A 20,109-nucleotide genomic window follows, 5' to 3' on the forward strand; every position below is an offset into this window, starting at 1 on the left:
GGGGGCTTCATAGGCTATACATTATAACAAATACGTTGCAAAATATTCGTATATTCGGTATTATTGAATGTAAATCTCAATAAAAGAGATTGCGCTTTTGAGAGCTGAGCAGAAGTTTCATATGTATTTGACCGTAGTTCGATCAGCGTTTGATTACTGCACAAAGCTCTTCACTAATAAATTCATAAAGACTTGTTCAGAGAGAATCTGGTATTCAAGGAGATACACAATGGCTAATTCAAATTCCGGAAGGCATGCACGCAAGGTTACATTGGATGCTGCAGTAAGTAATGCGATTGCTAAGGCTGTGGATGCACGCAAGGTGGCGCATTTACGGTTGGAGCCGCTGGCGTGTTGGCTGGTGCAGCGTTCGCTTTTGGAGCAACTCCTGCAATGGCTGCGGAGAATGGTGCTGCGGCTGGTGCGGCTTCGGTTCCTGTTGAGGCTGGTAAGAAGCCTGGTGTTGATAAGAAGGCTGAAGCTGGTAAAAATGCTGATGCTAAGCCTGAAGTTAAGGAAGCTGATAATAAGGATCAGACTGAAGAGAAGTCTGCTACATACGAGAAGACCGACAATAATACTTTAAAGAAGGTTCACAAGGATAATAATAACAAGTCTAAGCTCGAACAGAATTTAACTAAGGAAAAGAAAGTTTCTACGCAGTCTGTAGCAAAGACTGACGGCACTGATACTGACGTTACTGAGACTGATGCCACTAAGACTGATGCTGAGCAGAATGTTGAGAGCACTACGGCTGGGAATCAGGATCGCGCTACTAATGGTGAAGAAAGTCAAGATCCTAATAAAATTAATCCTGATACAACGGATACTGCTAATACCAAGATTGAAATTAATGAGAATAACGCTGGCACTATGCCGAACGTGTATGGCTGGGGAAGCTCAGACAATACATACAGCGTAAATGGCGAAAAGCACACTGTTACTTTCCACTTTGCAGCTCCAAAAGATGGTAGCAAGATTACCAGTATTGCTATTTTCCCTTCTAAGACAAATGGTTTCAATAATGCAAAAAGTGAGAGAGGTATTGATTTTTACTCGAAAAATCCAGACAAACACCAAGATTATTCTGGTGAATATATATTTACTGCTAATTCCGACGGATCTGCAACTCTTACGATGAGCACTCTTTTTAGGGATGGTAACCTTAATGGTGGTGCTGAGAAGTATACAGCCAGTCGTTCTATTTTCGTGTATGTAACTAAAGATGGTAGTAGTACAGAAACTATTGCATATAAAACGAATGTATTCCGCGCTGTAACGCTTGTTCCGCCAAAAACTTCTGGATCAGTGGTGCTGAAATATAATCAGCCTCTTACGGCAGAAAAGGTTCAAGCAGCAATTACTGAAGCTGGCAATATTGAGACGGCGCGTAGTGATAAGAAGTCTGTAAATGATCAGCTTTCTGGAACGTTTACGCAAAATATTAACGTAAAGTCTGAAGATGCTTACGACAAGACTACGTTTGAGGCTATTAATAAGGAAACCTCAGCTCAAGGCGCAACAAATAAAACTTATGTAACTGGAGCGAAGACGCTTAACACTTATATGGTTACGGATTTGGGCTTTAAGTCGCAAGCTATTCCGCTTACCGTTGCGCGCTACGATGATCGCATTGACAAGCCGATTGTGGAAGATCCGACTAATCTTTCGGCTGAAGTTAAGGAAGAAATTAAGACGAAGCTTGCCAAGATTAATGGCGTTACAGCAGATAAGATTTCGTTTGAGGGTGATAATGCTGTAATCCATTTTGATGGCGTTGATGAAAAGGATGCTCCTAAGATTGCCTTGCGCGACCTTGTGTTGAAGAAGTTTACAGAGGATCAGATTAAGGTTCCTGCAGAAAGTACCGCAACTGTTATCTACAATCCACTCGCTTACTCTGATGCTGAGATTAAGAGCATTAAGAAGGCTATTTACGAAGCTAATAAAGACAACACAGAGCTTGGACTAAGCGCTACCGACTACGAGAAGCAGATTACGCTTTCGTATCTTACTGGCAATCTTACTGCGGCTGGTCATGCAAATCAGGGCATCTCGAATGGTCAGGCAGAAAATACTATTACCGTTAAGATTAAGACCGATAAAGCGGTTGCTGAGTTTAAGTCTGATGTAAAGGCTGGCAAGCTCACGCGTTTGGCGGATATTCGCAAAGATTACGACGTTTCGTGGAAGAATAATAAAATTGCCGGCCGCGACACCGACGAAGGCCTTTCGTGGAGCGAAGACCACAAGACCATCATTTACCGCTACGACCCAACTAAAGCAGAAGGGTTTGATACAAATAAGATTCTTAATTTGTTGAAAGCTACGCCGAAGGATGGCAACGCTGGTTTGCGCGAGCTTACTGGTGGCGAAGCTCTTGCTCATGAAGGCGATAAAGAAAACGCGCAGAAGTCGCATGTGGGCTACGTGATCGACAAGAACGGCCAACCTACAACTGAGTTGTCGCTCGGCAATATGAGCGGTGCTTATTGGCAATATAGTCAGAATGTTTCTAATTCTGGTGAAAATCTTGGCGATTCTGAATCGAATGCAGGATCGTATTCCTGGGATGAAGAAGCTAAGCCGGTAGTAGTTGCTGCTAAAGGAAACAAGGTATATAAAGCGCGCCTGTTTGTTTTGCCGTATGGATTGACGATGTATAGAAACATTTACATCGAAAATGGCAAAAACCCTGGGAATACGCCTAAGGCGATTAACGTTATCTTTGTGCCGCAGACGAATCATAAGACAAGTGATTTGAAGAAGTCGGTTGAGGATCACAAGACTACCCATGTTGAGGGTAAGGAAGTTCCTACTGATTCTGCATACTACAACGCTTCGGACAAGGTAAAGAGCGACTATGATGATGCGTTGAAGGTTGCTAAACAAACGCTTGAAAAAGTTGGTAACACAGCTGATGCTGATTTAACCGAAGCGCTTAAGGCTGAGGTTGATAACGCAACCATTAAGCTGGAAAAAGCTCGCAAAGCTCTTGATGGTGACGCTACCAAGAAAGAGGAGCTTAAGAAATCCATCGATGAGAACGGTAAAGCTGCAGAAGGTCAGCAAGCTGCTACAGGCACGCAAGCAACAAACCAGTTCAAGAATGTGAGCGATCCTGACTTTAAGAAGTCAGATGGTTCTGCCGACACCGACAGGAACGAAGCTGCTAAGAAAGCAAAGACAGCTTACGATGAAGCACTTCAAGCTGCTGAAGCTGCAAGGGACAACAACAACGCCACGCAAAAAGACGTTGACGCTGCTAAGGCAAAGCTTGATGCTGCGCGTAAGGAGCTTGATAAGTACAGCACCAACAAGGATGAGTTGAATAATGCAATCGCTCAGCATGGTAAGGTAAAGACTGGTGATACGTCTAAGCAAGGCGAGGAGAAGCTCAAGACCGCTGACCCAGCATATCAAAACGCAACTGAAAAAGAGCGTACAGCTTATGATAACGCTGTAAAGAAGGCAAACGATCTTTCTAAGGATCCAAGCGCTTCTCAAAAGGACGTTAATGCAGCTATTGATGAGCTTCAAAAAGCCAAAGCAGCTCTTGACGCTAAAGCAACCGATAAGTCGCAGCTTATAACTGCCGAAAAGCTCACCTTTGATAATCCTAATAATGATGCAAGCAAGCAGAGTACCTTCTACAAGAATGCCGCTGCGAAGAAAGACACCGACCCTGCTGCTAAAACTGCTGTTGAAAACTATGACACTGCGTTAGCTAAGGCTCGTGAGGTTCTTAAGAAAGATAATGCAACTCAAAAAGAAGTTAATGATGCTAAAGATGCATTAACTAAGGCCGAAAACGCTCTGCATGAGAATTATAAGTCCGATGCTAACGATCTTACGAAAGCTCTTGCAGACAACTTTAGCGGATATCTGATGCCAGCCTACTTCAACGCTTTCGATAAGGCGCAAGCTGGAGACACTGATGCTAAGAAAGCATTCAAAGATTACAACGATGCTTATCAAAAAGCTAAGGCTCTGAAGGAAAAGTTTGCTAAAACTAATCCAGCTGAGCAGCCAACTGCTACAGACATCGCCGATGCAAAGAAAGCTCTTGAAGATGCTCGTAAAGTCATCGACAAGTATGCAACTAATACCAGCAGGCTTTCGGCAGCTGTGTTTAATGACCTTGCTATAAAGCTCAGCCCTGCGTATAAGAATGTATCTGAAGCTGATGCAAGCGCGGATGCAAAGGCTGCTAAGAAGAAGTATGACGATGCCGTAAAGAAGCTACAACAGGCGCTTGAGAAAAAGATGCCTAAGGATCAAGCAGATGGTAATGATATTCCTGATACAAATACTCCTGATAAGGATGGCAACCCTGACAGCGGAGACTACCTGAAGAATATTCAGGCACACGCACAAGGCGAGCCTCTGGATAGGGATGTTGACGCTATCCTTAAGGAAATGAACGCTGCAGCTGCTGAGTTGAATAAGTTTGCAACCAAGACTGACGCGCTGCTTAAGTCTGTTAACGAGGATGATGCAACCAAGCAGACTCCTGCGTATAAGAATGCTTCTGTGCCTGATTTCAAGAATGATGATGGCACTGAGAATGCAACTAAGAAAGAAGCAGCTAAAAAGGCTGTAGACGATTATGGCAAAGCTCTTAATGAAGCTAAGGAATTGCTCAAGAATCCTGCTGCAACTCAGAAGGAAGTCAATGATGCGTTGAAGAAGCTTGATGAAGCACGCAAGGCTCTCGACGCTTACAACACCGACACCGCCAAGCTTGTGGAAAGCGTAAAGAAGCACGGCTCTACAGAGGGCCCTGCAGCTACAGAAGGAACGCAAACTTCTGATGCGTATCGCAATGCGTCTGATCCTCACTTCATGAAGGCGGATGCAACTGACCCAACTAAGTTAGTTGAAGATACCGAGAGGAACAACGCTGCTAAGGAAGCCAAGAAGGCGTATGATGAAGCTTTGACAAAAGCTCAGGAGCTTTTGAAGAAGCATGACAGCGCTGACACGCCGCAAGACGCAAAGCCAACTCAAAAAGACATCAACGCCGCACTTAAGGCTCTCGACGATGCTCGTACTGAGATTGAGAAGTATAAGACTGTTACTACTGATCTTGAGACAGAAACTAAGAAGTCTACTCCAGAGCATGCTGCTGTTACTGAAGGCGACTTCGAGAATACGCCTGAGTTCCAGAATGCTGATGCTAAGAAGAAGGATGGCGCTGACGGTAAGAAGGTAGACAATGATGATGTGAAAGCGTACAAGGATGCTTTGGCAAAGGCACGCAAGTTGGCGCAAGATAACACATCCAATACGCTCAGCGATCATCCAACTCAGAAACAGATTGATGATGCTCTTGAGGCCTTGAAGCAAGCTAAGCAAGCTATTACCGACGGCTATAAGACAAACGTTGATAAGCTTAAGCAAGCTAAGGAATACGCAGAAGATGTATTCAAGAAGACTCCTGAATACAAGAATGCTGAAGCAATCAAGGCTGACGCTAACAACGCAAAGCATGATCAGGCTGGAAAGGACTTGGGCGATGCTACTAAGCAAACTGGTTTTGAAGGTCAGATTGCTAAGATTGCTGAAAAGCTTAAGGATACTAGCAAGCTTACTCAGCGTGAGGTTGATGCGTTAGTAAAGCAGCTCAATATTGCTCAGAAGAAGATTGCTGACAGCTACAAGACCAACGTTGACAAGCTTAATAACGAGGTCGGTGATAAGGATCAAGACGGCAAGCCTGTAACTCCTAAGTTTGAAGAGTCGATTCCGTACAAGAACGCTCTTGAAAAGAAGAACGCTGGCGACGCTGATGCGACTGCAAAGCTGGAAGCTTACAACGAAAAGCTCAAAGCTGCGCAGGAACTCATCAACAAGGTGAATAATCCTGATCCAAATGTTGAAGCTGATAAACAGCCAACTCAAAAAGAAGTTGATGATGCTCTTAAGGCTTTGCAAGATGCTAAAAAGGCAATCGACGACAGCTTCGGTACTAAGATTGACGATTTGAAGACTGAAGCTGCGAAGTCTACTGCCGATACGACAGATCCTACTGCTAAGCCAACTGCTGGGTCATTTGAGAGTACTACTGAGTATCAGAATGCGCTTGCTAAGAAGACTGATGACGGCAAGGATAATGCTGACGTTACTGCTTATAAAGAAGCGTTGAAGAAAGCTAGGACTTTGCTTGAAAAGTTTGGTGATGACGGTAAACCAAAGCCTGGTGCTAAGGATGTTCCAACTCAGCAAGAAGTTGACGAGGCTCTTAATAATCTGAAGGAAATTAAGGATAAGATTACTAAGAACTACGTCACTAGCCCGCACGACTTGCAAGAAGAAGTTGATAAGTCTAAGGACGGCAAGGACGACACCAGCACCGACGTGTTCGAGAACACTCCAGAGTTCAAGAACGCGACTGCGAAGGGTGATGAAGCTGCCAAGAAGGCACTAGATGCCTACACCGAAAAGCTCAAGGCTGCCAGGAAGCTTCTTGATGCCTTTGATCGCACTACTGGCAAGCCAAAGGGTAAGCTTCCAGACGGCATGGATAAGGCTCCAACCCAGCAGGAACTTGACGCTGCTTTGAAGGATCTTCAGGATGCCAAGAAGAAGATTACTGACGGCTACAAGACTAATAAGTCTGATTTGAACACTGAAGCTGGCAAGGATTCTGACTTCACTAAGACACCTGAGTACGTAAATGCTCAAGCTAAGGGTGATGACGCGTCTAAGCAGGCTCTTGAGGATTACAAGAAGGCTCTTGAGGATGCGAATAAGATTCTCGGCGATAAGAATGCAACCCAGGCTCAGGTTGATGATGCTTTGAAGAAGCTTCAGGATGCTAAGTCTAAGCTTTCTGATGGTTATAAGACTGATAAGACTGATCTGACTGCTGAAGCTGGTAAGGATTCTGATTTCACTAAGACGCCTGAGTATCAGAATGCTCAAGCTAAGGGTGATAACGCGTCTAAGCAAGCTCTTGACGCCTACAAGAAGGCGCTCGAAGACGCTAACAAGGTTCTCGACGATAAGAATGCAACGCAGGCTCAGGTAGACGAGGCTTTGAAGAAGCTCCAGGATGCTAAGAAGAAGCTTACTGATTCTAATAAGACTGATAAGTCTAAGCTTCAGACTGAGGCGGATGCTGATGCTAAGTTCCGTGATTCTGTATTCTTTATGATTGGAATGACTGAGGATATTGACGCGTATAACACGGCTTTGGCTGAGGCTAACAGTGTGCTTGCAGATCCTAACGCTACTCAGGCTCAGGTTGATGAGGCTTTGAGGAAGCTTCAGGCTGCTAAGGATAAGATTAATCACCCGTTTGGTATTGATAGTGGTGTTGGAAGCGGCTCTGGCTCTGTGGTTGATTCTGGCTCTGGCTCTGCTGCTGGTTTCGAGACTACTGATTCTCAGAGTGCTTCGGTTGATAAGACTGCTTTGAGAGTTGAGGTTAATAATTCTGAAGCAGATTCTTCTGCTGCGTCTAAGGCGAATACTGCTGCTGCTAGAGCTTATAGAAAGGCTTTGGCTGAAGCTAAGCGTGTGCTTGCTGATAAGAATGCTACTCAGGCTCAGGTTGATGAGGCTTTGAGGAATCTTAAGGCTGCTAAGGCTACGTTGCGTAATGCTTCCGGTAATGCTAGTGGTCTTGCTAAGACGGGTGCTGCAACTGGCTTGTTTGCAAGTCTTGCCGCAGTCTTCTCCGGACTTGGTGTTGCAGGCGTAGCTTCTCGCCGCCGCAAGCACTCTAACGAGTAGTCTTGCGCCGTAATTAAGCAAATTCCCTCGCAGGTTATCTTCCGATAATCCGCGAGGGATTTTTGTACACCACCACAATGTAAAGTTGCGGTATGGAAAGTGCGAACAGAACAGATAGTACAACTACTGAAACCAACTGCAACGAAAGCAACACAAACTCTTCCGCACTCACCTCAAGAAGCCTTATTAAAGCGGGCTTTGCTCGCCCGGATGCTGCACGTTGCGCAATGATGGCAATACGCAAAAACTGCAATAAAATATCGTTTGAAACACTACTAAGAAGCGCGCTTACAGTTGAAGATCCAGATTCTGCATTGCTTTCATTGCAAGATTTAAGTGAAGCATACCCCGAAATAATAAATAATATTTCAACTTCAAATTCGCAAGTATCTGACTCATTAACAAGCCTAATGCAAGTATTAGGTGCGTCTAACGCGTTGGCAATGCTTATGCGCACAAGACCTAATCTTGTAAAAGCTGCAGCAAACGACCCGAATCATCTTTTTGCAATGACTAGGGAAGAACGCGTAAAAGACTTACTCGAAGCAATACAAGCTTACACTGCAACAGTTGTTTCTTCTGAAAGCAGCGATTCTAACACAATTTACTTAACATCACTCGGCTTTGCACAAGCAGTTTCTGCGCTTCGTGCGCGCTACCGTGAGCATGTTGCTGCAATTATGGCGGCTGATTTAGCGAGCGCTGACCCTGTTGAAGTGCAGCCAGATATTAGTCGTAAGCTTTCCGACGCTGCCGATGCTGTTTTAGAGGCAGCGTTGTCTATTTCGCGAGGACAGGTTACTGGTTCTTCCGCATGCAGATTTGCGATTATTGCTATGGGCAAGCTTGGAGCGCAAGAAATTAACTACGTTTCCGATATTGATTTGATTTATGTTGTGGAACCTGCGGATTTAAGCAACAAGCAGAACCAGGATGCTGCTTTGCGCGTTGGTGTTTCTATGGCAATGGTTTTGCAAAAAGTATGCCAGTCGGTGGTTATGGGCTCTGTGGAGCCTCCGCTTTGGCAGATTGATACTGCGCTTCGCCCGGAAGGTAAGGATGGTCCTCTTGTTCGTAGGCTTGATTCTCATAGAGAATATTATGAAAAGTGGGCGAGTAGCTGGGAGTTTCAGGCGCTTTTGAAGTCGCGCCCTGCAGCAGGGGATGCGGATCTTGGAAAGGCTTATCGCGATATGGTAGAGCCGTTTATTTGGAAGGCTTCTGGTCGTGAGCATTTTGTAGCTGACTGCCAGCATATGCGTCAGCGTGTGGAGTCGCTTATTCCGGCTTCTCAACGCGATTTGGATATGAAACTTGGTAAAGGCGGCTTGCGCGATGTTGAGTTTACTGTGCAAATGCTGCAGCTTGTGCACGGAAGTGAGGATGAGTCGCTTCGAGTAAGGGATACTATTTCCGCTTTGCAAGCGTTGGCTCAAGGTGGCTACGTCTCTAGGTCTCAGGCGGCGCTATTGGCAGAACACTACCGTTTTGAGCGTGTTCTTGAGCATCGTCAGCAAATGTGGAGTATGCATCGCACGCATTTGTTCCCAGATTTGGGTGCGCAAGGAAACGGCGGCTTGGATCGCGCGCGCACAATTTCTACAGAGCAGCTTAACAACAATGAGCAGATTTGCCGACTTGCTCGTGCTGTGCGGCTTCGTCCGGAAGAGTTAGTTGCGCGTTTTGATAAAGCTCGTCGTGAAATTCGGCACTTGCATAAGGATATTTACTACCGTCCGATGCTTCCTATTAACGCTCAAACGGATGCGGATCCTATTGTGCTTTCGCCGGAGGCTGCTCGCGCGCGTTTTGCTTCTATTGGTTTTGCGGATGCTCGCGCAGCACAGTTGCATGTTGAAGCGCTTACAGAGGGGCTTTCTAGGGCTGCTAAAATTCATAGAATTTTGCTTCCGGCAGTGTTGAAGTGGCTTGGCGACGGGCAGAATCCAGATATGGGTTTGCTTGCGTGGCGGCGTCTTGCTGAGCGTTTTGGCGGAAAGAACACGTATCTTGGTTTTTTGCGTGATTCTCCTTCCGCAGCTCAGCGTCTTTGCCACGTTTTGGCGGATTCGCGCTATCTTGGCGACGCTATGATGCAGTCTATGCAGTCTATTACTTGGCTTGGTGACGACGAAGCGTTATCTGCGCGCGATAGGGCAAGTCTTGACATGCAAACTAGTGCAATGGTTGCGCGTTATGCAAGTAATATTGCGGATTTTGCGCAGTCTTTGCGCGCTCTTCGCCGGCAGGAAATTGAGCGAGTAGCTTTAGCTTGGATGTGTGGTCTAATTGATGACGATACTTCTATGCTTGCAATGAGTGATGTGTTTGATGCTATTTTAGATGCGACTTTGCAATGGTCTATGCGTGAAGCTGTGTCAGTCATGAATTTGAATGCTCCTCAAGCTGAAATTGCTATTATTGCTTTAGGTCGCTACGGTGGTAGAGAAGTAAACTTCTGTTCTGATGCAGATATTATGGTAATTTACAAGCCGGTTGGTGAAGATTGCGATTTAAACGCAGCTCACCGCTTTGCGCAAAAAACTGTAGATATTTTGCGTAATATTTTGCAAGGTCCTCTTACGCTTGAACCAAAAATCATGGTCGATTTGGATTTGCGTCCGGAAGGAAAAGACGGTCCGCTTGTTCGTTCGCTAGAATCTTGCGAAAAGTATTATCGTCAATGGGCTAGCACTTGGGAGCATCAAGCGTTGTTGCGAGCGCGTTTTGCTGCAGGTTCTAAGGAGTTGGCGGATGCTTTGCTTAACGGAGTTGTAAACGAATTGCGTTACGCTGCAAATCCTCTTAGTGAATCTCAGCTTGCTGAAATTCGTAAGCTTAAAGCTCGCATGGAAGCGGAGCGTTTACCTCGAGGAGTTAGTAGGGACAGGCATTTGAAGCTTGGTCGCGGCGGTTTAAGCGATGTTGAGTGGACTGTGCAATTGATGCAATTGCAATATGCTTCAAAGTATGAATCTTTACAAGTAGTTGGAACTATGCAAGCGTTGAAAGCATTGCAATCTAAGCATTTTATAAGCGACGAGGATGCTGAAGTTTTAAGCCGCTGCTGGCATATGTGTTCTGCAGTGCGCAACGCAAACTTCTTGTGGTCTGGATCAATGGCTCGCGCAGATATTATTCCAACTGACTCGTATTCTTTGGGCGGAATAGCAACTTACCTTGGCTATGAGCCGAACCAGGGTCGCGTTTTTGAAAACGATCTTTTAGCAACTATGCGTCAGTGCCGCGAAATCATGTCTCGTCTTTTCTACGCTCGCTAATTTCTCAATCTTTAGTCGCTTCACATTTATTGTTGCATTCTCTTCTTTAGGATATAATTACAGGACGGGAGGTGATTTTAATGAAAAATGCAGTAATAAGTAATGATGTAAAAGAAAGAGCTAATTCTTCAGTTTTTTATGCTGATGCTTCTGCACCTATAAAACAAGCAGTCAGTAGTGAAAATTTAGAAGAAAATGACGAATTATTATCTACTGATTTTGCTGCAAAACTTATGCATAGTTATAAGCAGTCAGTTTCTGGTTTAGCGCGCCCATATGCGGATGTTTTTGCTGAGTTAGAAAAGGGCTTGTAATGAGTTCTTTTAATATTCTTGTTACTCAAGATGCAGAAAATGATTTAAAAAATATAAGAGACTATATTGCATCTAATATCTCTAAGAAAACTTCCGTAAGAATTATTAATCTTATTAAATCTAGTATTGAAAGACTGTCTCTTTTTCCTCAGTTTGCGCCTGCAGTCAAGTATGAGCCTTGGAATTCACTTGGCATGCGTCGTATAGTTGTAAAGAATTTTCTTGTTTATTACAGAGTTGTTTTAGAAGAAAATACAGTTTATATTTTGAAGGTTACTTATGGTAGACGTAATCAACAAACTGTATTGGAACAAATAGATTTATTGGATTAAGTACTTATTAAATGTTGCATTATAAGTTATAATTCTACGCCACTCCGTATATAGATTCGTCAACGCTAATCAGTAAAATTGCGTAGGTCGCGTGTGGTTGCGACCGTCTTGCCAATTGACGGAAGGTGAGCGGTACTTATTATGACGAACGCAATTTCTAGTTCTTTGCATCAAACTTTTTCTCGCAGCACAATTGCAAATTCTCTAGCTGGCAAAAGTGTTGTTACATTAGACGATATTTCAACTGCGCAAATACGAATGCTCTTAGACAAAGCGCGATACATTGATTCGCACCGTAAAGAAGTGGCTCACACTTGCGATGGCAGAGTGTTGGCCACTCTTTTTTATGAGCCGAGCACGCGCACTCGCTTAAGCTTCGAAACAGCAATGCTGCGTTTAGGCGGAAAGGTAATCGGTTTTGCAGGTGCGCAACTTTCCAGCGCAAGCAAGGGTGAAACTGTAAACGATACTTTGAAAGTCGTGTCTAATTATGTTGATGTTGTTGCAATGCGTCACCCAAAGGAGGGTGCTGCTTTCGTTGCTACGCAAGCTGTGAGCACGCCTATTATTAACGCAGGTGACGGCGGCCACATGCACCCAACTCAAACTCTTGCAGACTTGGCAACTATTCTCGCGCGTTTTGGTCGCCTTAATAATCTCACTGTCGGTTTGTGCGGCGACTTAACTTATGGACGCACAGTTCACTCGCTTATTGAAACTTTGTGCCGCTTTGGAAACGTTCATTTTGTGCTGATTAGCCCGGATGAGCTTAAAACTCCGCAGTACGTAATCGACCGCATTAATGACACTCCTTCGTGCACTTACGAAGAAACTCGCGACTTGATGGAAGTTATTGGCAAGCTTGACGTGCTTTACATGACTCGCGTGCAAGAAGAGCGTTTTACGGATCGCGAGCAATACTTGCGACTTCGTGACACGTACATTTTGACTGAAGAAAAATTGCAAAAAGCAAAGTCGCATATGCCTGTGCTGCATCCGCTTCCTCGAATTAACGAGATTTCTGTTGATGTTGATGACGATCCTCGCGCAGCATATTTTGAGCAGGTTAAAAACGGTATGCTTATGCGTATGGCTTTGGAAAGTTCCGTTCTTGGAGACGAGCTTTGCGGCTACGAACCAACTGATTTTGTAAACGTGCCAGAAGACGAATTGCAAGCAGTTGACGCACACGGAATTTCATTAACGGATCCTCGCGTGCACGTAACAGACGTGAATGCGCCTGAAGATCTTACTTGCCCGAATCCTCGTTGCATAACAAACAGCGAACTAACTCTTAAACGCAAGTTCTACAAAGCTGATTCTGACAGTCACGAGTATCGTTGCATGTATTGCGACGAAGAAGCAGAAACTAAATAAAAAATTTAATAATATTATTATATAACTGTAAAAATTACGCAAAACCAGGAGTGAAATGAACGAATCAGGCACCTTAACTTTGCGCAATATCTCTGTGTGGGATACTGGCGAACGTATTGATCTTATTGTTGATGGCGTTCGTCAGGATGCCCTTATAGAGCAGAATGCGCGCGTTACTGGCGACATTGACGCAAGCGATTGGGTTGTTGCTCCTGGTTTTGCAGATCCGCATGTGCATTTTAGAGATCCAGGTCAAACAGCAAAAGAAACAATGATGACCGGCAGTGAGGCTGCTGCGGCTGGCGGTTATACGCAAGTTTTGATTATGCCAAATACTGTTCCAGCTCTTGACGGCGAGCCTTGGGAAGATGCTCCATTTGATGTAGATAATGTAGTTGACTATTTGCAGCGCTATGGTTGCATTTACGGCGTAAAATTGCCAGTTCGCTACGATTTGAGCGTGTGCGCATCATTGGGGCGTAAAGGCTTAAAACCAAGCAATATTGAGCTTTGGAAAAAGTATGTTGCTGGAATCGACGATGACGAAAAAACTTCTCCTATGAAAAAGCACCCGATTACTGCTATAAGCGACGACGGTGCTGCAGTGCCTGAACCGATTTTGCGAGATGTGTTAGCTATGGCAAAACAAACTGGTTTGCCATTCGTGGAGCATTGTGAGCATCATGATACGGGAGCTGTGAACGAGGGTCCGATCGCAAAAATGCTTGGTGTTGGTGGAATTCCAGCTTCTACTGAGCTTGCAATTGTTCAGCGAGATATTGATGCTTCCCGCAAAACTGGCGTACATGTGCATTTCCAGCATGTGAGCACTGCTGCTGCGTTTGAAGCTATTCGTAAGGCAAAGAAAGAGGGTTTGCCGATTACGTGCGAAACTGCGCCTCACTATCTAGCTTTGTGTGATGAGGATGTTTTGCGATATGGTGCTATGGCTAAGATGAATCCTCCTCTTCGTTCAAAAGCGGACAGGCAAGCAACGCTCGCTGCTATTGCGGATGGCACAGTTGACATGATTGCAACGGATCACGCGCCTCACACTGCGGAAGAAAAGTCAGGAGATTTTGCAAGCACTCCTAACGGAATTATTGGACTTGAGTGCGCGTATGGCGTGTGCCGCAAAGTTTTGGTTGATGCAGGATATACGGACGATAAGCATTTAATCGAATTAATGGCAGTAAATCCAATGCAATTGATGAGCAGAAGACCTACTGATATTGCGGCTTTGCTTAACGTTTCTTCGCGATGCGCAAACAAGCGAACGCTGCGTTTAAGTATTACTGAGCACCCTGAAAACGTTGATTTAGTGCTGATTAATATGCGCGAAAATTGGGCGGTTGACGCAAATTCGTTCCATTCAAAAGCTCGAAACACTCCTTTTGATGGATGGCAACTTACGGGCAGGCCTGTTGCGACGATTATTGGTTCAGAAATTGCTTTCTCGAGAATGTGATTGATTAAATATAAATTTGGAATGGTAGTAAATTATGGACGAACTTATTGAAGCGATTGCAACCAAGCAAAATCCTAGCGTAGTGGGCTTGGATCCTAAGCCTGGAATTGTTCCTGCCGAAATTATTAGCTCTCTTGCGGACGAAGTTTTGCAAGAAGTAGAAGGCGAGGATGCGCTGCCAACGCTTTTAGCTACAGCTTATTTTGAGTTTAATCGTGCGATTATTGACGCGGTTTCGGATATTGTGCCGGCAGTAAAGCCGCAAATCGCTATGTACGAGGCGCTTGGTCCTGCAGGTATCGATACTTACGCAATGACCTGCGAATACGCAAAATCGCAAGGATTAGTTGTAATAGGTGACGCAAAGCGCGGAGATATTGGCTCTACAGCTGGTCAGTATGCGGCTCATTTAAGCGGCTTCGCTAATCTTTCTGCATATTTTGAAGACGAAAATGCGACTGATAACGCACTGCCACAATCTCTTAAAAATCTTCTAAAAAGCTCTAAAAATCTTGACGTTTGGCATGAAGATTCGCTTACAGTAAACCCTTATATGGGTTCGGATGGAGTGAAGCCTTTTATCGATGAAGCATTAGCGCACGATAAAAGCATTTTTGTGCTGCTTCGCACTTCGAATCCTTCTAGCAAGGAGCTACAGGAGCTTATTTTGCAAGATGGCAAGCCAGTGTATGAGCATATGGCGGATTTGATTGAGAACTGGGGTGCTTCAAGCATTGGCAAGCACGGTTATTCAAGAGTTGGCGCAGTTGTAGGTGCCACGCATCCGCAGGAGGGCAAGCATTTGCGCGAGATTATGCCGCACACTTTCTTCCTTGTTCCAGGCTATGGCGCTCAAGGCGGTACAGCTCAAGATGTTGCAGGAATGTTTGATGCAAATTCTGAAGGCGCTATTGTAAATTCTTCGCGCGGTATTATTGGTGCTTGGAAAAAGTCTGAAGATTACGCTAAAAATCAAGGTCATATGTCTTTCGATGACATTCTTGATATTGTGCGTGATTCTGCAGCTGTTGCTGCGAAAAATATGCGTGACGACTTGCGAAATGCAGTGTATCGCTAGAATGTATAACTAAAATAAATATAACTAAAAATATAATTAAAATTAAAAATAAAACGCAACGGTACAAAACACATACAAGGGTAGGGGAAACCACATGAGTGATGGCATGTTTATTCCAACGCGAAAAGCCTCTGGAAACGCCATAATTACGTTACGTGAAGACGCTTTTGATTCTTCCGGCTCAAGTTCTGCAGACGAAAGCAATAATGCAAAATATTCGCGCCTTTGGGGGCGCAGAGCTGTAGAAGTACTCAATAATGAGAAGCTAGACGAAGGCGTGTACCGTTTAACTTTGCGAGATTCTGAGATTGCTAAAAAAGCTGCTCCTGCGCAATTTGTGAACTTGTATTCCCCTGATCCAACTGCTATGCTTCCGCGTCCTTTTGGAGTTGCAAGCGTAGAAGGCGATACTTTTACTTTGATTTTTGCTGTGATTGGCAAAGGCACTGCTAAGTTTGCTGAGCTTAAACCAGGAGATAGCATTGACGCTCTTGGACCTTTGGGACTTGGCTTTAATATTTCCAAACCTGCACATTATGTGTTGGTAAGTGGCGGCTTGGGAGTGCCACCTATTTTGTGTGCTGCTCAAGCGCTTTCAAAGCGTGAAGATTCTAGCGTAACGGCAGTGCTTGGCTACCGTAACAAACGTTTTGCAGATGATTTAACGAAAGAATATATTTCAGACGTACACAGTATTACAAATGCTGAAGGAACTGTTATTACACTTCTTGACGAACTTGAAAAAGTTAAGCATTTTGATTTCGACGACGATTTGCCAACTGTTATTTTGTCTTGCGGACCTTTGCCTATGATGAAAGCTGTAGCTCACTGGGCACATGAAAGAAATATTGAGTGTCAGCTCAGTTTAGAAGCGCGTATGGGATGCGGATACGGAACTTGCGTTGCTTGCGTTGTTGACACTTTGGAAGGCAGGCTGAAAGTTTGCAACGATGGTCCTGTTTTTGATGCGAATCGTTTGGGTTGGGAGTAAAAAATATGAGTGCTGTAAATAATGCCGAAAATAATTCTGTAAATAACGCAAATTCCGTAACAAATTCCGCTGAAACTTTTGGTTTTGACACTAGCCACGTTTGGAAGCACCCAACTCAAGTCGCAGGCGTTAAGTGGAAAAACATGGTTGGAACTGCTTCTGGAACTTTCCAGCTTGCAGCTTGCCGACGCTTTTACGACGTAAGCCAACTCGGCGCAATTTGTACAAAAGGTGTTTCTCCTGTTCCGTGGGAAGGAAATCCTTCTCCGCGCACTGCAGAATCTCCTTCTGGAATGGTAAACGCAGTTGGATTGCAAAATCCTGGTGTCGACCATTATTTAGTAGACGAGTTGCCGAAACTAAAATCCATGGGAGCGCTTGTTATTACTAATGTTGCAGGGCACAGTGACGACGATTATGCGCAAGTTGTTGAAAAGCTTGCAGATTCTGCAGCCGACATGCTTGAAATTAACGTAAGCTGCCCAAACGTGACTCACGGCGGAATGAGCGTTGGCACTGATCCGGTTGCATTGCACCGCTTAATTAAGCGTCTTCGCGCAATGACAAGCAAGCCAATGATTGTAAAAATGACGCCAAATGTGACGGATATCGTTTCGATTTGCAAAGCTGCAGTTGATGCTGGAGCGGATGCTTTAAGCATGATTAACACGCTAGTTGGTTTGCGAATTGATATTCGAACAGGCGAGCCTATTATTGCGAATCGCACGGGCGGTGTTTCCGGTCCTGCTATTTTCCCGATTGGACTTGGGTTTGTGTGGCGAGTGCGTCAAGCTATGCCAGATATTCCAATTATTGGCATTGGCGGCATTGATTCTGGCGAAAAAGCTTTGGAATACTTGTATGCTGGCGCGAATGCTGTAGAAGTTGGTGCTGCTGCTTTGGTGGATCCTACTGCTCCTATTCGCATTGCTCGCGAGCTTGACGATTTGCTTGATTCTCGTCCAAAGCTTGCGTCTTTACTCGCTGAAGGCAAAACTTGGCGCTGAAATTAAGTATTTAAAAAGTATTTAAAAAGTATTTAGAAAGTATTTAAAATCATTTTAAGAAAGAGAGCTAATTATGGCAGAATTAGACGAACGTTTTACAAAGTTTTTGCTTGATTCAGGTGCGCTTAAATTTGGTGACTTTACGCTGAAATCTGGTCGTCAATCACCTTATTTTATTAACGCTGGTGCTTTTGACGACGGCATGAAAATCGCAAATCTAGGCGCATACTACGCTGAGCGCGTTGTTGCAGCAATCGAAGATGGCAAACTTCCGCAAGATATCGACACTGTTTTCGGCCCTGCTTATAAGGGTATTCCGTTGGCAGTTTCTACGGCAATGGCTTTGACGAATAATCACAATATGCCTGTTGGTTTTACTTTCGATCGCAAAGAGCGAAAGGATCATGGCGACGGCGGAATTATGGTTGGAAAACCGTTAAAAGACGGCATGAAAGTTCTGTTAGTTGACGACGTGATGACTGCTGGAACTGCAGTTCGCGAAACTTTGCCAAAGCTTAAAGCGGAAGCAAATGTGCAAGTTGTTGGCTTGATTTTGGCAGTAGACAGAATGGAACGCACGAAAGACAGCGAGCTTTCTGCAGTAAAAGCAGTAGAGCAGGAGTTTGGCTTCCCAGTTTTGCCAATTGCAAACGTGCGCGAAATTTTCGCTGCAGCAAAGCGCTTAGTTAATGCTGACGGTAAGCCAGTTATGGATGAGGAATTAGCTTCGCGTGCTGCAGATTACTTGCGTACGTATGGTGCGTAATTATCCTCTACAATTTCGGAACCAAACGGCCACAACGCAAGTTTTGCCATTTTGAAAGATTGTATGCCAAATGGGATGCCAACAATTGTGCAGCAGCAAATGAATCCTGAAACGATATAGCCTAATGCAAGCATTGGCCCAATGAAAAATACAATCCATAGTATGTTCCAAATTGTGCTAGTGCCGCCTTGGTAAATAACATGTTTTCCAAATGGCGTGAGCGTGAGCTTTGCCATTTTGAATGCTTGAATACCGAATGGTATGCCAATAACGGTTATGCAAAGGAGGAAACTTATAAATAACCAGCTTGCAGCAATGAAAAGACCGCCGAATATCAGCCACACAATATTGCCAAGAAGTTTCATAAAAGTAGTATATAAGTTTTTTCAGTTTTAATGAAGTATGATTTTTGATAAGTGATTTATTGTAAGCGGGTTGTAAAATAATGCGTTGCAATAGATGCATTTGTTTAAAGGAAGAATATGTTCTGCACGCAATGTGGTAATAAAAATGATGATAATAGCAAGTTTTGCAATACTTGCGGAGCGCTTTTAGAAGTTACGTCAACAGTCGAGCCGTCAATCCAAAGTCAACAATACGAATTGCCTACTAACGAAGCGCCTACTACTGTATTTCCTGCGCAGGAAGCTTTATCGGATAATCTAAACGTTTTAGGTTCTCCTATTATGGGTTCTTCGAGTGAACAGCCTTCTATGAATAATTCACCTTACGTACAAGGCGAAGCTCCGGCTAATTATTCTCATTCAGAGGATGATAAGCGCAAGAAGAAAGTAATTATTACTTTAATAACCGCTATTATTGCTTGTGTTTTGGTTATAGGTGCTGGTGCATGGTGGTATGTAAATAGTGCGCGAACAGCTCAATCAAATAATAAAACTGAATTACAATCATCAAAATCAAAGAATAATAAATCTAAGCAGCATGTTCTAACCAATGATGATTTAGATTCAGACGATGAAGATAGTGATACTAGCAGCGATAAGGATAACGCTATTGGCGCGAGTGAAAAGCTCAATACCAAAAAAATCAATAAATTAGTAAGCAATTTTGCTTCAAATAATAGCGTATCTGTAGCGATTTCTGGCAAGAAGGGCATATTGTATGAGTCTTCTAATTCTCGTAAAACATTCCCTGCTGTAGGTTTTTATTTCCCTGTTGTTCTTTATACTAAGGATAATCCACAGCATGATTATGAAGATAAGTGTGAAGATGTTATTAAGGCAATGAGTAATGACTCCGCTAATGAGCTTTTAGATGATCAAGGTGGCATAGACGGATTAGATCAATGGCTGTCAGATAATGGCTATGCAAATACATCTTTTACTCGCAAATATGGTGATGTTGATGCATCGAACGATGGTCACGAAAATCTTACTTCTTCTCATGATGCTGCGATGATGCTTTCAAAAGCTATGCAAAATTCGACTATTGCCAATGCGACGGGTTACGATATTTCTGCTGATGGCGTGAACGTTCCAGACGGCATAGAGGTTATGGCTCATCGTGGTCAAGGAATTAAGAATGTTTATAACTATTTCTTGATTCTTAAGAAGGGCAAGAATAGGATCGGAGTGTCTGTTTTAACAAAAAGTGCAGATAAAGATGACGTTGCTGAATTTGTTTCAAAACTGTTGAATTTGTTGAAAAATAATCTCTAAATATATTAAGTTGACGCTTTGTGGCATAATAAGCAAGGTTTATTTCTTAGCTGCTTAATTTGCAGCCTATTAGCGA

General features: G+C 44.0%; 12 protein-coding genes. 11 read left to right on the top strand and 1 reads right to left on the bottom strand.

The features are described 5' to 3' along the window. Positions 1–351: 351 nt before the first annotated feature. The 10 genes from HXT29_RS01200 (at position 352) to pyrE (ending at position 18,354) form a co-directional block, all read left to right on the top strand. Positions 352–7,740: a peptidase gene (locus HXT29_RS01200; protein ID WP_422118403.1), complete on the top strand. Its 7,389-nt coding sequence runs from the start codon at positions 352–354 to the stop codon at positions 7,738–7,740. Positions 7,741–7,832: 92 nt separating this feature from the next. After that, positions 7,833–11,021 carry a bifunctional [glutamine synthetase] adenylyltransferase/[glutamine synthetase]-adenylyl-L-tyrosine phosphorylase gene (locus tag HXT29_RS01205; protein WP_422118404.1) on the top strand — a complete coding sequence of 1,063 codons (3,189 nt, stop codon included), beginning with the start codon at positions 7,833–7,835 and terminating at the stop codon, positions 11,019–11,021. Positions 11,022–11,101: 80 nt separating this feature from the next. Then, on the top strand, positions 11,102–11,335 hold the full coding sequence (locus HXT29_RS01210) for a hypothetical protein (RefSeq protein WP_117009003.1): 234 nt from the start codon (positions 11,102–11,104) through the stop codon (positions 11,333–11,335). Then, positions 11,335–11,667: a type II toxin-antitoxin system RelE/ParE family toxin gene (locus HXT29_RS01215; protein WP_308583203.1), complete on the top strand. Its 333-nt coding sequence runs from the start codon at positions 11,335–11,337 to the stop codon at positions 11,665–11,667. Before HXT29_RS01210 ends, HXT29_RS01215 begins: the two co-directional genes overlap by 1 nt. A 141-nt stretch (positions 11,668–11,808) precedes the next feature. Next, on the top strand, positions 11,809–13,044 hold the full coding sequence (gene pyrB / locus HXT29_RS01220) for an aspartate carbamoyltransferase (RefSeq protein WP_004106414.1): 1,236 nt from the start codon (positions 11,809–11,811) through the stop codon (positions 13,042–13,044). Positions 13,045–13,099: 55 nt separating this feature from the next. Then, complete coding sequence (locus HXT29_RS01225; RefSeq protein WP_410295828.1) at positions 13,100–14,512, top strand: dihydroorotase; 1,413 nt, start codon at positions 13,100–13,102, stop codon at positions 14,510–14,512. Between the two features lie 34 nt (positions 14,513–14,546). After that, positions 14,547–15,590, top strand: coding sequence for an orotidine-5'-phosphate decarboxylase (gene pyrF, locus HXT29_RS01230; RefSeq protein WP_116442757.1), 1,044 nt, complete (start codon positions 14,547–14,549; stop codon positions 15,588–15,590). Positions 15,591–15,684: 94 nt separating this feature from the next. Continuing rightward, positions 15,685–16,581 (top strand): dihydroorotate dehydrogenase electron transfer subunit, encoded by an 897-nt coding sequence (locus HXT29_RS01235; RefSeq protein ID WP_004106407.1) that lies wholly within the window; start codon positions 15,685–15,687, stop codon positions 16,579–16,581. A 5-nt stretch (positions 16,582–16,586) separates the two neighbouring features. Beyond that, positions 16,587–17,588 (top strand): dihydroorotate dehydrogenase, encoded by a 1,002-nt coding sequence (locus HXT29_RS01240; RefSeq protein ID WP_004119039.1) that lies wholly within the window; start codon positions 16,587–16,589, stop codon positions 17,586–17,588. A gap of 73 nt (positions 17,589–17,661) precedes the next feature. Continuing rightward, positions 17,662–18,354 carry an orotate phosphoribosyltransferase gene (gene pyrE / locus HXT29_RS01245; protein ID WP_004106403.1) on the top strand — a complete coding sequence of 231 codons (693 nt, stop codon included), beginning with the start codon at positions 17,662–17,664 and terminating at the stop codon, positions 18,352–18,354. On the opposite strand, the gene HXT29_RS01250 is transcribed toward pyrE, so the two are convergent. Next, positions 18,330–18,719: a YccF domain-containing protein gene (locus tag HXT29_RS01250; RefSeq protein WP_004106402.1), complete on the bottom strand. Its 390-nt coding sequence runs from the start codon at positions 18,717–18,719 to the stop codon at positions 18,330–18,332. The two genes, pyrE and HXT29_RS01250, sit on opposite strands and share 25 nt — an antisense overlap. Before the next feature lie 117 nt (positions 18,720–18,836). Between HXT29_RS01250 and HXT29_RS01255 the strand changes: the two genes are divergently transcribed. After that, the gene (locus HXT29_RS01255; RefSeq protein ID WP_004106400.1) at positions 18,837–20,033 is read left to right on the top strand and encodes a zinc-ribbon domain-containing protein; all 1,197 of its coding nucleotides are present in this window, start codon (positions 18,837–18,839) and stop codon (positions 20,031–20,033) included. The last annotated feature ends 76 nt before the right edge of the window (positions 20,034–20,109 follow it).

Source organism: Gardnerella sp. DNF00550 (genome assembly GCF_049262685.1).
GTDB classification, from domain to species: domain Bacteria; phylum Actinomycetota; class Actinomycetes; order Actinomycetales; family Bifidobacteriaceae; genus Bifidobacterium; species Bifidobacterium leopoldii.

Coding starts and splice junctions, on each gene's coding strand:
- HXT29_RS01205 (WP_422118404.1), top strand. CDS start 7,833: ATGGAAAGTGCGAACAGAACAGATAGTACAACTACTGAAACCAACTGC.
- HXT29_RS01210 (WP_117009003.1), top strand. CDS start 11,102: ATGAAAAATGCAGTAATAAGTAATGATGTAAAAGAAAGAGCTAATTCT.
- HXT29_RS01215 (WP_308583203.1), top strand. CDS start 11,335: ATGAGTTCTTTTAATATTCTTGTTACTCAAGATGCAGAAAATGATTTA.
- pyrB (WP_004106414.1), top strand. CDS start 11,809: ATGACGAACGCAATTTCTAGTTCTTTGCATCAAACTTTTTCTCGCAGC.
- HXT29_RS01225 (WP_410295828.1), top strand. CDS start 13,100: ATGAACGAATCAGGCACCTTAACTTTGCGCAATATCTCTGTGTGGGAT.
- pyrF (WP_116442757.1), top strand. CDS start 14,547: ATGGACGAACTTATTGAAGCGATTGCAACCAAGCAAAATCCTAGCGTA.
- HXT29_RS01235 (WP_004106407.1), top strand. CDS start 15,685: ATGAGTGATGGCATGTTTATTCCAACGCGAAAAGCCTCTGGAAACGCC.
- HXT29_RS01240 (WP_004119039.1), top strand. CDS start 16,587: ATGAGTGCTGTAAATAATGCCGAAAATAATTCTGTAAATAACGCAAAT.
- pyrE (WP_004106403.1), top strand. CDS start 17,662: ATGGCAGAATTAGACGAACGTTTTACAAAGTTTTTGCTTGATTCAGGT.
- HXT29_RS01250 (WP_004106402.1), bottom strand. CDS start 18,719: ATGAAACTTCTTGGCAATATTGTGTGGCTGATATTCGGCGGTCTTTTC.
- HXT29_RS01255 (WP_004106400.1), top strand. CDS start 18,837: ATGTTCTGCACGCAATGTGGTAATAAAAATGATGATAATAGCAAGTTT.